The 13,325-nt window shown below is 64.9% G+C and carries 10 protein-coding genes; 4 read left to right on the top strand and 6 right to left on the bottom strand.

The window, feature by feature from the left end:
• Nucleotides 1-285: 285 nt before the first annotated feature.
• Together HL671_RS28680 and HL671_RS28675 are read right to left on the bottom strand one after the other, a co-directional pair.
• The gene (locus HL671_RS28680; protein ID WP_172240961.1) at nt 286-966 is read right to left on the bottom strand and encodes a hypothetical protein; all 681 of its coding nucleotides are present in this window, start codon (nt 964-966) and stop codon (nt 286-288) included.
• Between the two features lie 1,615 nt (nt 967-2,581).
• The gene (locus HL671_RS28675; RefSeq protein WP_041751710.1) at nt 2,582-2,776 is read right to left on the bottom strand and encodes a hypothetical protein; all 195 of its coding nucleotides are present in this window, start codon (nt 2,774-2,776) and stop codon (nt 2,582-2,584) included.
• A gap of 213 nt (nt 2,777-2,989) precedes the next feature.
• On the opposite strand from HL671_RS28675, the gene HL671_RS28670 reads away from it, so the two are divergent.
• Nucleotides 2,990-3,676, top strand: coding sequence for a Crp/Fnr family transcriptional regulator (locus HL671_RS28670; protein WP_041751009.1), 687 nt, complete (start codon nt 2,990-2,992; stop codon nt 3,674-3,676).
• Nucleotides 3,677-3,853: 177 nt separating this feature from the next.
• On the top strand, nt 3,854-4,948 hold the full coding sequence (locus tag HL671_RS28665; protein ID WP_172240958.1) for a sensor histidine kinase: 1,095 nt from the start codon (nt 3,854-3,856) through the stop codon (nt 4,946-4,948).
• Nucleotides 4,949-5,056: 108 nt separating this feature from the next.
• On the opposite strand, the gene HL671_RS28660 is transcribed toward HL671_RS28665, so the two are convergent.
• Together HL671_RS28660 and HL671_RS28655 are read right to left on the bottom strand one after the other, a co-directional pair.
• On the bottom strand, nt 5,057-6,241 hold the full coding sequence (locus HL671_RS28660; RefSeq protein WP_172240955.1) for a cytochrome P450: 1,185 nt from the start codon (nt 6,239-6,241) through the stop codon (nt 5,057-5,059).
• Between the two features lie 439 nt (nt 6,242-6,680).
• Nucleotides 6,681-7,205, bottom strand: a complete 525-nt coding sequence (locus tag HL671_RS28655; RefSeq protein WP_172240952.1) for a ParB N-terminal domain-containing protein — start codon at nt 7,203-7,205, stop codon at nt 6,681-6,683.
• Between the two features lie 473 nt (nt 7,206-7,678).
• Here HL671_RS28655 and HL671_RS28650 point away from each other — a divergent pair, with 473 nt between their 5' ends.
• Entirely contained in the window at nt 7,679-8,659 is a 981-nt protein-coding gene (locus HL671_RS28650; protein ID WP_172240949.1) for a catalase family peroxidase, read from the top strand.
• Between the two features lie 103 nt (nt 8,660-8,762).
• Here the strand turns inward: HL671_RS28650 and HL671_RS28645 are convergent, their stop codons facing one another.
• Nucleotides 8,763-9,221, bottom strand: a complete 459-nt coding sequence (locus HL671_RS28645; RefSeq protein WP_172240945.1) for a hypothetical protein — start codon at nt 9,219-9,221, stop codon at nt 8,763-8,765.
• A gap of 59 nt (nt 9,222-9,280) precedes the next feature.
• Between HL671_RS28645 and HL671_RS28640 the strand changes: the two genes are divergently transcribed.
• Nucleotides 9,281-10,933, top strand: a complete 1,653-nt coding sequence (locus tag HL671_RS28640; RefSeq protein WP_210264142.1) for an outer membrane protein — start codon at nt 9,281-9,283, stop codon at nt 10,931-10,933.
• Nucleotides 10,934-11,062: 129 nt separating this feature from the next.
• On the opposite strand, the gene HL671_RS28635 is transcribed toward HL671_RS28640, so the two are convergent.
• Nucleotides 11,063-13,255 carry a methyl-accepting chemotaxis protein gene (locus tag HL671_RS28635; protein WP_172240942.1) on the bottom strand — a complete coding sequence of 731 codons (2,193 nt, stop codon included), beginning with the start codon at nt 13,253-13,255 and terminating at the stop codon, nt 11,063-11,065.
• Nucleotides 13,256-13,325 lie beyond the last annotated feature (70 nt).

Genomic DNA, 13,325 nt, shown 5'->3' with positions numbered 1-13,325 from the left:
CTCTAGTTATGGGTGGTCCAAAGTTCGGTCTCACTGCAAACCCAATAAGACTCTAGATACTACTGGATGAAACTTCGGTGGTAGGCCACACGCGCGAAATGAATGGTGCCTCCGTGCATCAAGTCTTCCTTCTTGCGTGCCAAGGCAGAGAAGATTGCGCGATCAAATTCATATACTGCAATCGCATTTCTTAGATGCATAAAGAGACGCGCCCCTCCGCTATGTGCAATCAAGGAGGGGCGCTCAATCTGGAAACTCTCACCTACAGAGCTGTGGCAACAAATATTAAGCTGCGGTTCGCAGCGTTCGGCGGCGATGCGGCGCGTGGCGCCGGAAGATCATCGTCATCAGAAGAGCGAGCAGCACGCCGGACAAGCCGACAACGGCCCAAACCGCCTTCGAAGCGATGGCTAGCACGTCGTTCACGATCCGCGTGATGAACGTCTCGACCTCGTTGATCTTGTCGTCGACGAACTTCTTCGCGTTCCGGATCGGTGCGGTGAAGAAATTACCTGTGTCTTGGCCAGCTTTCTCCAGCGTTTTGCCAGTGTCCTGCGTAGCTTTCTCGATAGCGTGGCCGGTGTCGTGGGTACCCTTCTCGATCGCCTTGCCCGTGTCGTGGGTACCCTTTTCGAGGGCGTTACCGGTGTCATGGGCGGCCTTCTCAAGCGTGTTACCGGTATCGTGGGCTGCCTTCTCCAGGACATTGCCGGTGTCATGCGTGGCCTTCTCGACCGCGTTACCGGCGTCGTGGGTTGCCTGCTCCACGGCGCGGCCAGTGTCCTGAGCAGCCTTTTCGACGGCGTGGCCCGCATCATGCGCGGCGTTTTCCACAGCATGCCCAATCGGAGCAATGGTCCTGCTCCAGAAATCCGCCCTTGCAGGCGACGACAGAGCGGTCGACCCGAGAACCAGGGCCCCCGTCAGAGGAATAACGCCAAGCGACTTCGTAGAAATCCGCGACATCATTTTCTCCCAATTTATAACGTAGGGCTGCTCTAAGGCCTACCCTGTGGTTCGTCCGAATGGACCGAACGCCCATAGGTTGAAGCAGGGAACCTGACTGGAACATGGATGGATCATTAAGCTTCCGTTAACTTGGCTGCCTGGGGCTGTGCGCGCTCTTGTGCGTTGCCAAATGACCGCCGCGTAACTCGGCTGGATGCGGAGCTGCGGACTGTCACCGACCTAATTGCCTCGTTCAGAGCATTATCTTCGAATAGAAATCGCAACTTATGCGCAGATTGCAGCCGTCTTGAATGCAGCAGGGAAGCGTGGCAATTGGAGCTTGAGGCGGATATCAAGCGGCTCGGTTCCCGTCCCCGCGAAATGAAGAATCTGTCGGTTGCGGCAAAATATCGCAGCAGAACAGACCTGCCACAGGCGTGGCGGTCGCAGCGTTCCTCACGACCAGTGTCCCCGAAAATAGCCTGCGCCTGGCCCTATGTTGCCGAGCGTCGCAGATATTTCCCGTCCGTACGGAACGCGCCGGTTTGCCAACCGTGGAAATAGTCGTTGTAGCTCAGTGGCAAAGTTCAGCGATAGAAAACTGGCAAACAGTTTGAATTCCTACTCTTTGGAGTCTTCCTAGGGAGCGCCACTTTCCAAGCAAGCCATTGAAAAGCTGAAAACTCTGAGCGATCATAAGCTTAGAGAGACCGCCCTGCTACACAACTGTAGCCCGCATGGGTGGTCCACAATGGCATTGATGAGCTACGTTCAGCGACGGCGTTCAGGCGTATACGAATTCCGCAAGCGGCTGCCTCAAGCGCTCGCCGGTAAGGATGTCCCTCCGCATATCCGCGCGGGCTTTCCTGATCTGGTCAACGCCGCCACCGGGAAGTTTAAGCACGAGTTCGTGCAATCGCTTCAGACCAAGGAAGCCGCAGGCGCCAAACGGCAGGCGCATCGGATCGCATTGCGTTTGACGGCGAGGATTGATGAGGCATCCCAAGCCATCGCAGTCCCGCCAACACCAACCTCCGCCAAGACTGTGAACGCAAAGGAAGTGGGGGAGGCAGTCTATAGGCGCCTTCTTGCGGATGACGAGACGGAGCGCCTTTTGGGGGATGACCGCAGGCTCATAGGCTTAGACCGTGCCGAGCTATGGCCCGACCTTGAGCCTCTCCGACCGGCCTCCGGATTCGGCATGCAGATAGATCATGCCGCCGTCTATGAGGAGGAGACTGCGGAATTGGCGAAGGAATACCGCGCGGCATACGCACGGCGCGACCCCTCCATTGTGTTCGCTGAGACTATGCGATCTACGCGCCGTCCCATCACGCGCCCGGCAAGGTGCAGGCGACGGCGGCTGTGGCCGCAGCCGATCGTGACGACGCGCCGGCAGCTTGGTCCGTGCAACCACGACAAGTGGCCGATCATCACGGTTGACGGATCGAAGCGCGAGGGCTGCGAGTTTCACCGATCGCAAAGATGGGTCTTCGCGCAAGGATGGATCGTCCGCCGGCGGCGCGACGTTCGTTGTTCGGCGTCAACGGATCGCTGCCGTCGACGAGTGCGCGCCGGTTCAACCCGACCGAATAGGGCAAGGCCCGGGGTGGCCCGGGCCCTTTCCGGTACGTTACTTCTGCTGCTGGCTCTTTGCGTGCGCCTGCTCGCTGTGCTGGCTGGCCGTCTGCGAGTGCTGCTTCGCGCTGCTGGCGTGCTCCTTGCCCTTCGCGTGATCGCCCTTGCCGTGCAACTCGGCGGCGGAACGATGGGCCTTGGCCGCGTTGTCGTGGTGCTCGGCCGCCTTGTTGTGCTCGTCTCTTGCCATGGTGAACTCCTTGGTTGTCGTTTCCCCAGCCAGGACGAACCGCGGGATGCCAAGAATGTTCCAGAGGGTTAAGGATGGTCCAGAGGGTGGTAGCCTTCCGCGCCCGCATGACATTGCGCTCATGCTCTCGATCGAGCCGCGCTGCACCATTTGATGTAGCGCAAAACGAGAGGCGGTTTCCCCCGTAAGACCTTGGCATGTCCATCAACCAGGATGGGTGCTGTGCCGAGTTCGAACCTCGCCAGATTTGATCCAAAGGCCTTTCTCGACAAGATCTGTGCCGGCCAGAAGGTCCTGAGGGTTCCCAGGGGGCAAAGCGTCTTCGTCCAGGGGGATCCGGCCGACACGCTGTTCTTTCTCCAGCAGGGAAAGATCAAGCTCGCCGTCGTCAACGACGTCGGGAAGGAAGCTGTCGTCGGCATCGTCGCTGCCGGGCAGTTCTTTGGCGAAGGCTGCTTGACGCGGCAGGCGCTGCACAACGGCTCGGCCTGCGCCCTGCAGGATTGCGTGGTCATCGCCATCGCCAGGAATACCATAATCACGGCGCTTCGCCGCCACGCTGAGCTCGCGGAGATGTTCATCGCGTTCCTGCTCGCCAGGATCGGCCGGTTCGAAGCGGACCTGATCGACCAGCTCTTCCACAGCAGCGAGCAGCGGCTGGCGCGGCTGCTCCTGACCATGGCCAATTATGGCCGTGGCGGAACGCCGCAGCCGATCATTCCGAAGATCAGCCAGGAGACCATGGCGGAAATGATCGGCACGACGCGGTCGCGCGTGAGTCATTTCATGAACAAGTTCAGGAAGGCGGGCCTGATCGAATATGACGGGGAAATCGTGGTCTATCCCGCGCTGCTGCAGGCGGTCCTCAACGACAATCTGCAGGCCGAGCAGCAGGTCTGATGTCCGACCTCCGATCACGATTCAGCGCCAGGCTGTGGTCTGTTTTGCACAGACGGAACTCCGTCCGCATCGCTAGCTAACACCATAGCTCACCGGCGAGTTTTGGATGTCGTTTCGCCGCAGGCGAGAGGCTCGACGCGCTCGTGACGGGCTGGGGGTGTTGAGTAGGAGGGGACGATGTTCAAGCAGCAGTTCTCCAACGCGTCTGACGCGTGTGCACTTGCCGAAGCCATCGTGGATACCGTGCGGGAGCCGCTGCTCGTCCTGGACCATGATCTGCGCGTGATTGCCGCCAGCCGTTCGTTCTATCTCACCTTCGCCGCGTCCTCGGAGGCGGTGCTGGGAAAACCATTCTATGAGCTGGGTGACGGCGCCTGGAACATTCCGGCACTGAGGTCGTGGCTGGGCCAGATGGTCTGCAACACCACGGCGCTGAACGATTTCGAGGTGGAGCACACGTTCCCCGGCGTCGGACCGCGCGTCATGCGCCTGAACGCCCGGCAGGTGTCCTACACGGTGGGCGCCCACACCACCATCCTGCTCGGCCTCGAGGACGTGACCCGACAGCGCGATCTGGCGCGGCAGAATGAGGAGCTGCTGCGTCAGAAGGATGTGCTGCTCGAAGAGTTCCAGCACCGCGTCGGCAACAGCCTGGCGATCATCGCCAGCATCATCTCGTTGAAGGCACGGTCCGTCAGCTCGGAGGAGGCGCGACGTCATCTCGACGACGCCCGCGATCGGGTCATCTCGTTCGCCAACATCCAGCAGAGTCTCCACGCCTCCGCGCGCAGCGGGGTGGTCGCGCTGGGCCCGCATTTCGCAAGGCTCTGCCAGGCGATCGCGCAATCGATGATCGCCGACCACCAGCGGATCAGGATCGAGACCCGTGGCGGCGGCAAGGCGACGACAAGCGAAGCCGAAAGCCTCGGACTGATCGTCACCGAGCTCGTCATCAACTCTCTCAAGCATGCCTTTCCCGAGGACGCCGCGAATGGGCTGATCGTCGTGTCCTACGAGTCCTGCGGCGCCGGCTGGACGCTGTCCGTCTCAGACAATGGAACGGGCAAGACGCAGGTGAACGGCCGGGTCAGGGGCGGGCTCGGCACCGGCATCATCGCGGCCCTCGCCAAGCAGCTCGGCGCCGACGTCACGACCGTGGCCGGCCGGCCTGGCACGATCGTCACGGTTCGGCGCGCCGCTGCGGCGACACGCACCGTCTCGGCTGGAGCGAGCCCGTCGGCCGCTTCCCGGACCAGGGAGCATGCCGAATGACGCCATGAGGCGGCGTGATCGCCGTGCCGTGGGGATCATGATCCTCACCAAGCCGCGGCCGGATCTGGCGAACTCAGGCCCACGAAGCGCCAGCCTCTGGCGCCGATCCTATTGTAGCCGAACCGGCAAATTGAGCGGCCCACGGAATCCAAACCCATGCCACTGCACGCTCGCCGGATCGGGCAGCGTCATCTTGGGAAACCGCTCGAACAGCATTGGCAACAGAATCGCGCCGACGGTGCGGCGGGAGAGGTGGGCGCCGGCGCAGTGGTGGGGGCCGTTGCCGAAGGATTGGTGCGGGTTGGGGTCGCGCAGGGCGTTGTAGGTCTCGCCGTCCTCGAACAGGTCCTCGTCGCGGTTGGCGGAGGCCTGGATGGTCATCACGGTGTCGCCCTTCGGGATCAGGCAGCCGCGGATCTCGGTGTCCTCCATCACCAGGCGTGAGCTTGCCTGGATCGGCGCCACCCAGCGCACGCCTTCCTCGAAGGCGGAGCGCCATTTGTCCTGCGCGCGCACGGCTTCGAGCTGCTCCGGATTGGTGAGCAGGCCGTAGAGGATCGTCAGCAGCGCGTCGCGCGGCTCGTTGATGCCGCCGCCGATCGCGATCTTGATGTTGGCGATGATCTGGCTGTCCGGAATCGGGCTCTTCGCGTTCACCATGAAGGACAGCGCGGAGGAATCCGGTTCATTGCGCACGCGCGCCATGTTGGCGCGGATACAGCGGTCCATCTCCGCATTGGCGATGTCGGTCGCGTCGAACGGCCCCGGCGTCCAGCCGAAATTGCCGGCGCCGTCGATCAGAGTCTGCGACCAGCGCTGCATGTCCGCGTCGCTGGCGTCCGGAATGCCCATCACATGCGCCAGGATGCGCGCGGCCAGCGGGCCGGCGAGCGCAGGGAAGAGATCGACCACCTCGCCGCGCGGCAGGCGGTCGAGATAGTCAGCGGCGAATGTCGTGTAGAGCGGCACCCACTCCTGCTCGATCGTCTTCGGCATCAAGGCCGGCATCATCGCCATGCGCTCGGCGCGGTGCTCATCATGGTCCTTGCGCATCAAGGTATGCGCGAGAAAGGCGCGCTTCATCGGCGTGTTCGGATCGTCGGACGAGAACAGTGCCGCGTTGTCCTTCACATATTTGGTGTCGGCCGCCTTGGTGAGGAACGTCCGGCCCACCGACTTGACCCGCAGCACCGGCGCGTCGCGCCGCAGGCGCTGATAGATCGGATAGGGATCGCGCGTCAGCTCCGCGATGGTGATGGTCTCGTCCAGGGGAGCCAGGCTCGCGATCGGCATGGGGCGCTCCTGTGGGATGCGGGTCAGCGCGTGTCGTGCCCGAAGGATAGGGGCGGGACCGGACCCGTGCAATGCTGGTCCGATGCGTTGGCCGGCGATCTGCGCCTGTCATAAACCAATGTTGACCTCGCCCGTTCCGCGACGTCAGCGGGTCCGCAGGGCGGAACGGTCTCGCGATGTTCTTTCGATGGCAGTGGCTGACGGGCGAAGAATGAACCGTGGTGCTGCGGCGCGGTCACGGAGCTCGCGACCTGCAGACGATCGCATGGTCTGCCGCAAGTTCGTCTCAGGCTCTATCCCCGACGCCATGGCCGGGCTCCGTCCCGGCCATGACGGCAGGGCGGGCGTCGAGAGACGCGCAGAAGTCCGATCGGTGGATTTGAGCGCGCCGGCGTGCCAGCGGGTGCGGAACGCCATCCGCGAGGCGGCGCGGACATCGTCAGTAGCGGCCGCCGCTGCGCTCCTGTTGCTTGATCCAGTCGGACAGCGTCTTCGGCGCGGCGGCGGCGGCCCGCGCCGGCTTGGCGGCCCCTGCGCGGCCGGTTCGGCTGGTGGTGTCGGCTGCCCCGCGCGCGCGCGTCGCGGCGTGGGCGGCCGAGCTGCCTTGCGCCGCCGCGGCGAGCTTCTCGGCTTCCTCTTTCTCCAGCCGCAGCTTGCGCAGGCGCTCCATCTTCTCGCGCTCCGGATCTGGCGGCGGTGGCGGCAGCTCGCGCAAGCGGGCCTCCTCGGCTGAGATCAGCAGGCCCTTGATGGCGGGCTCGCCAAGGGCCTTGCAGGCCTCCAAACGGTGCAGGCCTTCGACCAGCACAAAATGGTCCTTCTCGCGGCGGATGAGGATGGGCTCGCGCTGGCCCGCCTCCAGGATGCTCTCGGCAAGCTCCTCGACCGCCTCCGGCTTCAGCGCCTTGCGCTTCCTGTCGGGGACGTGGATCTTGTCGATGGGGAAGCTTTCCGGTGCGGGCACTGTTGGAACTCCGTCATAAGCGCGCCGGTCCGACCTCACGGTCGAACATCGTCACGATGCCGGATCCGGACCGAGGCATCGCGGAGGCGATGGAGACGCGGGCACGCGCGGATACAATAGGGACATTCCGCCGGCGACCGCAAGGCGCGCGCGATGTCACGGTTCGGGGCTGCCGGGCCGCCGAGGGCGTCATCCTGAGGGTTTCACACCGCAGCCGGAGCTGCACATGGGCCATGAGCCGCGTGCTTCTCCATGAACACGCCTCTCGGCGTGTTCATGGTCCGGTGTGCAGTGCCTCGGCTTTTGCCCCTCGTGGAGAGGGAAGCTGCAGGCGGGGGGCGCCACCCATGGCGGCAAGCGGGACGGCAGTTCCATCTTTCGCGCTGAGATGCGCTGCACACCGCTGCAACCGAAAGTCGTTCGCGCGTCAATGGGTGCTGCTATGCTGCATCGCCTCACAGGAGATGTCACTCATGAAGACACGCACGCTCGTTGCCGCCCTCGCCGGGATCAGCCTCGCCTGGCCCGTCGCAGCCTTCGCCCAGGACGCACCGGTCGAGCAGCAGCTCGTCGATGCCATGAACAAGGTGTTCGGCGTCCACGCCGGCTTCCGCGCCAATCACGCCAAGGGCGTGGTGGTCGAGGGCAAGTTCAAGCCGTCGGCCGAGGCGGCGAGCCTGAGCCGGGCGTCGCTGTTCAGCGGCGGCGAGATCCCGGTGACGGTGCGGTTCTCGGATTCCACCGGCGTGCCGAACCTGCCCGACGGCTCCGACGACGCCAATCCGCATGGGATGGCGGTGAAGTTTCACCTCGCCGACGGCAGCGACATGGACCTCGTCATCAACTCGCTGAAATTCTTTCCCGTCTCGACCGGTGCGGAGCTGCGCGACCTGTTCCTGGCGATCGCCGACAGCGGGCCGGGCGCGGCCAAGCCGACCAGGCTCGAGCAGTTCATCGGCAGCCATCCGTCGGTGCCGGCCGCGCTCGGCACCATCGCGACGCCGGACAGCTTCGCCAACGAGGCGTATTTCGGCGTCAACGCCTTTATGCTCGTCAACAAGGCCGGCGCCAGGCAGGCGGTGCGCTGGCAGATGCTGCCGGAGAAGGTGGTGCATCTCGACAAGGCCGACGCCGCCAAGCGCGCGCCGGACTTCCTGATGACCGAGCTGCCGGCGCGGCTGAAGCAGGGGCCGGTCGCATTCCGCTTCATGGCGCAGCTCGCGGCCGCCGGCGACGACACCAAGGATCCCGCCAAGCCGTGGCCCGACGACCGCAAGCTGGTCGCGCTCGGCACGCTGACGATCGACAAGGCGGTCGACGACAGCGACGCCGCGCAGAAGAAGCTCTTGTTCCTGCCGGGTCAGCTCACCGACGGCATCGAGGCCTCGGACGATCCGATGATCGACATCCGCAACGGCGCCTACGCCATCTCGTTCTCCCGGCGCAATCCCTGATCTCCCTCCACGCCGTGACGCAGGCTCGATTCAGATCCTGCGTCACGCCGCGCGCCGCCATGATCATGGCCGGGATCGGCCGCCGCCGAGGCGCGACACGCTTTCACCACGCTTGACCGATGATCGCCAAATCCTCGTGCCGGCTGCGCCACACCACGCGCATCATCGCGGCGAGCTGACGGCCGAATTGGCGCGCGCGCGGCGCGTGTCGGCGCGTGATGTTGTGAGTTGCATGGGCCCGCGCGCCGCTTCGGGGGACGACACGTCGACGACGCAGCGTCGCAACTCGTGAGCCGACCGCGTCACGCGCGGCGATCAGTTCGCCGGCACGACTGACAGGCGCGGCGCGTTTCGTCCCTTCACACATGCTCTCCGCCGCATCTGCATCGGTGCGGGCCGCCGCGCGGAGGTGATGACGCGGCACGATGGTCGTTTGTCGCCAGCGTGGTTTTGCCAGAATCCTGCAGCGGCCTTGCAACACTCGGAGTCGAATTTTGCGCGCGGGAACGGCGCGACGCGCATTCCATCGCGCTGACATTTTTCCAATTAGTTCGCGACACATTCTGATCCTCCTGATGCGGCCGTCGTTGTTGCGGCATGTGTTCAGGAGTTGTGAGTTCAATGCGTCGCGTATTTGGCGTGTGTCTTTGCCTATCGACTTTCGCGGGAAGTACGACATCGGTCTGGGCGACTGATCTCGCTCTGCCTCCTCCGCTCCCACCGCCCGACATCGTCGCCTACAGGTGGAGCGGCTGTCATGCCGGCGCCAATGGCGGCTATGCCTGGTCGCGTCAGCAGCAGACCTGGAGCCGCAGCGCCAATGCCGCCGCAGCGCCTGTCCCGGCGGTGTTGCAGCCCGCCGCACCGCCGGCCGGCAATGCCGGCAATGCACCGCCAGCGAACCCTCCGGCGGCCAATCCGCCGGTCGTCGCGAAGCCGGTGCCCACGCCGCCGAACATTCCGAACACTGGCGGCGGCAAGCCGCCATACAAGCCGCCGGTCTATGGTCAGCACGGCGACAAGGGATGGTGGCAGCCGTCGAACCATGATCACGGCGGCAAGGATCATGATGGGTGGCAGTACGGCCACAAGCATGGCAAGCCCGATCGTGATGATGGTCATTATTGGCCGCAATGGGGGACAAAGGACGGCGGCAGCAAGTACGCCGACCATGACTGGGGATGGCATGCGCCGTCCACCAAGGACAGCAACTACTCCTCCAAGGACAGCAACTATAAAGACGACAGGCACGCCGGCGAGGGCTGGTCGCAGCTGCATTCGAGCGGCTACGCCGACAGGCTGGCCTGGCTGCGCCACGACGATCACGAGCGGCCGGGCTATGGCTGGTCGTCACAGCCCGCCGCCGACAAGCACGAGGCTGAGCTCTGGAAGAGCCATGGCGGCAAGGACAATTGGGGCAAGGATAACTGGGGCAAGGACAATTGGTTCAAGAATGATTGGGCCAAGCATGACGGCAAGGATGACGGCAAGCATGACCATGGCGGTTACGCCTGGAAGCCGGTGCCGCCGCACAAGCCCGGCTGGCCGCCGAAGACCCCGCCCGCCAACAACAATGCCGGCCAGCCGCCACAGCAACCGCCGGTCCAAGGTAACAACAATCAAGGCAACAACAATCAGGGCAACAACCAGGCCAATAATGGCGGCGCTACGCCGCAGAACCCTGCGCCTGTCGCCGGTGCCGTCGCGCCGCTGCCACAGGCGGCGCTGCTGCAGACGCCGGCCAATGTCGCGAGCAATGGCGGCGACGTGATCGGCGGCGTGCAGCTCGGCTGCGACTATCAGATCGACCGATTCGTGCTCGGCATCCAGGCGATGGCCGATCTCGGCATCATCAACGCCTCCACCGCGGTGGCGCCGCAGCTGACCTTGAACGCGCGGACCAGCAATCTCTATACGGCGACCGTGCGTGCCGGCTATCTGGTGACCCCGGAGGTGCTGCTCTATGCGCGCGGCGGTGCGGCCTGGACGCGGACCAGCGTAACGGCGGTCAACGCCGCCAACGGTCAATCCGCAAGCGCGGCGTTCAACCGCAGCGGCTGGACGGTCGGCGCCGGCGTCGAATGGATGTTCGCCCGCAACTGGTCGGCCTTCGCCGAATATGATTATGCGGATTTCGGCACGGTGACGGGCAGGTTGCCGGGCGCGGCCGCGGTGACCGGCGGGCCCGATGTCGTCAGCCTGAACACCAAGATCCATACCGCGCTGGTCGGCGTGAACTACCGGTTCGAGATGCTCGCGCGCGCCGGCCGCTGAGGCCGCGTCCGTTTCGATCGAGAGAAGACGACAAGGCCGCCTGGGCTGGTGCAGGCGGCCTTTTCGTCACTTGTGCGGGCGGCCGGCGGTCTGGCGGCCGCCGGTGGTGATCGCCGATTCCGCGCCTGCTCAGCTCGCGCGGACGGAGACCAGGAACTTGCCGACCTCCTCCTTGAGACGGCCGCTGTCGCGCGACAGCAGCTTCGCCGCCGAGAGCACCTCGGAGGAGGCCGTCCCGGTCTGCGTCGCGCCGCGCTGGACATCGGTGATGTTCGACGAGACCTGCTGCGTGCCCTGGGCGGCCTGCTGAACGTTGCGCGAGATCTCCTGCGTCGCCGCCCCCTGTTCCTCGACGGCGGCGGCGATGGTGGCCGAGATCTCCGACAGCCGTTCGATGGTCTCGCTGATCTCGCGGATGGCGCCGACGGATTCCTGCGTCGCCGCCTGGATGCCCGCGATCTGCTGGCCGATGTCGCCGGTCGCCTTGGCGGTCTGCTCGGCGAGCGCCTTGACCTCGGTGGCGACCACGGCGAAGCCGCGTCCGGCATCGCCCGCCCGCGCCGCCTCGATCGTGGCGTTGAGCGCGAGCAGGTTGGTCTGGCCGGCGATCGTGTTGATGAGCTCGACGACGTCGCCGATCCGCGCCGCGGCCTTCGACAGCTCGCCGACACGGCCGGTCGTGGTTCGTGCCTGGCTGACAGCCTCGTTGGCCATGCGGGCGGATTGCTGCACCTGACGGCTGATCTCGGTCACCGAGGAGGCCATCTCCTCGGTCGCCGAGGCCACCGACTGCACATTGGTCGACGCCTGCTCGGACGCCACCGCGACTGTCGTGGCCAGGGTCTCGGCCCGCTCCGCCGTCCGGCTGAGCGTTCCCGCCGACGTTTCCAGCGTGCTCGACGCCGCGGAAACGGTCTCGACGATGCCGCCGACGGAGGCTTCGAACTGATCGGCCATCACGTTCATGGCGCGGCGGCGCTCCGCGTCGGCGGTCGCCTGATCCTCCGCACGTTGCGCGATGCTGTGCTTCAGGTCGCCTTGCATGGCCTTCAGCGAGGTCGCGAGCGCGCCCACCTCGTCGGCCTGCTCGATCGTCAGGGTCTGGTTGAAATCGCCCTTGGCGATGCCGTCGGCGAATTCGGCGCAGTCGCGGATCGGACGGGCGATGCTGCGGGCGGCCACCGAAATGAGGAAGATCGCCAGCGCGGTGATCACCACGCCGACCCCGAGCTGCCAGACCGTGCTGGCGGTCGAACGGCCGCTGAGCGAGGCATCGAGCTGCCTGGCCGCGGCCAGCACCACGTCGCGCGGCTCGGAGATGACGACGGACCACGGCGTATCGGTGCGGCCGAACTGGATCGGCGCGTAGATATCGATGTTGGTCACGTTGGGATCGTCCTGAACCGCGCCTTTGCCGGCCCGCACGATCGCGGCGCTGTCACCCCAGTGCGGATCGGCGGCAGTGGCGGCCTTGCCGATGACGCTCTGATTGGCGCTGTTGGCGACGACGAGCCCGGTGTCGTTCAGGATCACGACCTTGCCCTTGCCGTCGAACAAGGAGGCGTTGATCTTCTCGGAGAGCTTCTGCACAAAGTCGAGATTGTAGTCGGCGCCGGCGAGACCGCGGAACTTGCCGTCGATCATCACCGGGACCGACATCGTGGCGAGAAACACCGGTTTGCCCTGAACGATATAGGGCAGCGGCCCGAGAATGTTCTCTTTCCCGGTCGTGCTCGGATTGATGTACCAGGCGCCCTTCACGAGGCCGTTCGGATGGCGTTCGCTGCTGTCATACTCGACCAGCGGCTGGACGGCGATGGCGCCGCCAGCGCTTCTCGTCCAATAGGGCAGGAAGCGGCCGGTCTGGTCGGACCCGAACTCCTTGCGCGCCTTGAACGCGGTATCGTTGCCATCGAGCGCATCCGGCTCCCACGCCGAATAGGTGCCGTTGAAGGCCGGGTTGAGCTCGAGCACGTGGCGCAGAACGGCGTTGAGCTGTGCGCGCCGGGCGCTGGCGGACGTCCCGCTCTTGTCGTCCGCCAGCACGGCGAACGAATGGGCCATGGTGCGTGCCGCGTCGAACCCGACCTCCAGCTCGGCCTTGATGACGTTGGCCTCGGCGGCCGCGCGGTTCATCAGGCTTTCTTTGGTCTGGCGATCGACCAGCTGCATCACCTCGTGATTGACGTATTGGTTCATGCTCTGGGTCGAGAACAGGGCGTAGCCGATCAGGATCACGCAGGTCAGTGCGAGGCACACGCCTGCAATAAGGGCGATCTTGGTCTGGATGGAGCGTATTGCCGCAAAGGATGTCAGGCGCATATTTCTCTCTCTCGGTGGCCATCGCACTGCCAAGCCTCGGCGGTGTGATGCGCGTGTGCGGGAACCATCC

The sequence above is a fragment of the Bradyrhizobium denitrificans genome, assembly GCF_013179005.1.
Taxonomy (GTDB): domain Bacteria; phylum Pseudomonadota; class Alphaproteobacteria; order Rhizobiales; family Xanthobacteraceae; genus Bradyrhizobium; species Bradyrhizobium denitrificans.
The sequence above is the reverse complement of the archived record's forward strand: the minus strand, read 5'-3'. Positions and strand labels throughout refer to the sequence as shown.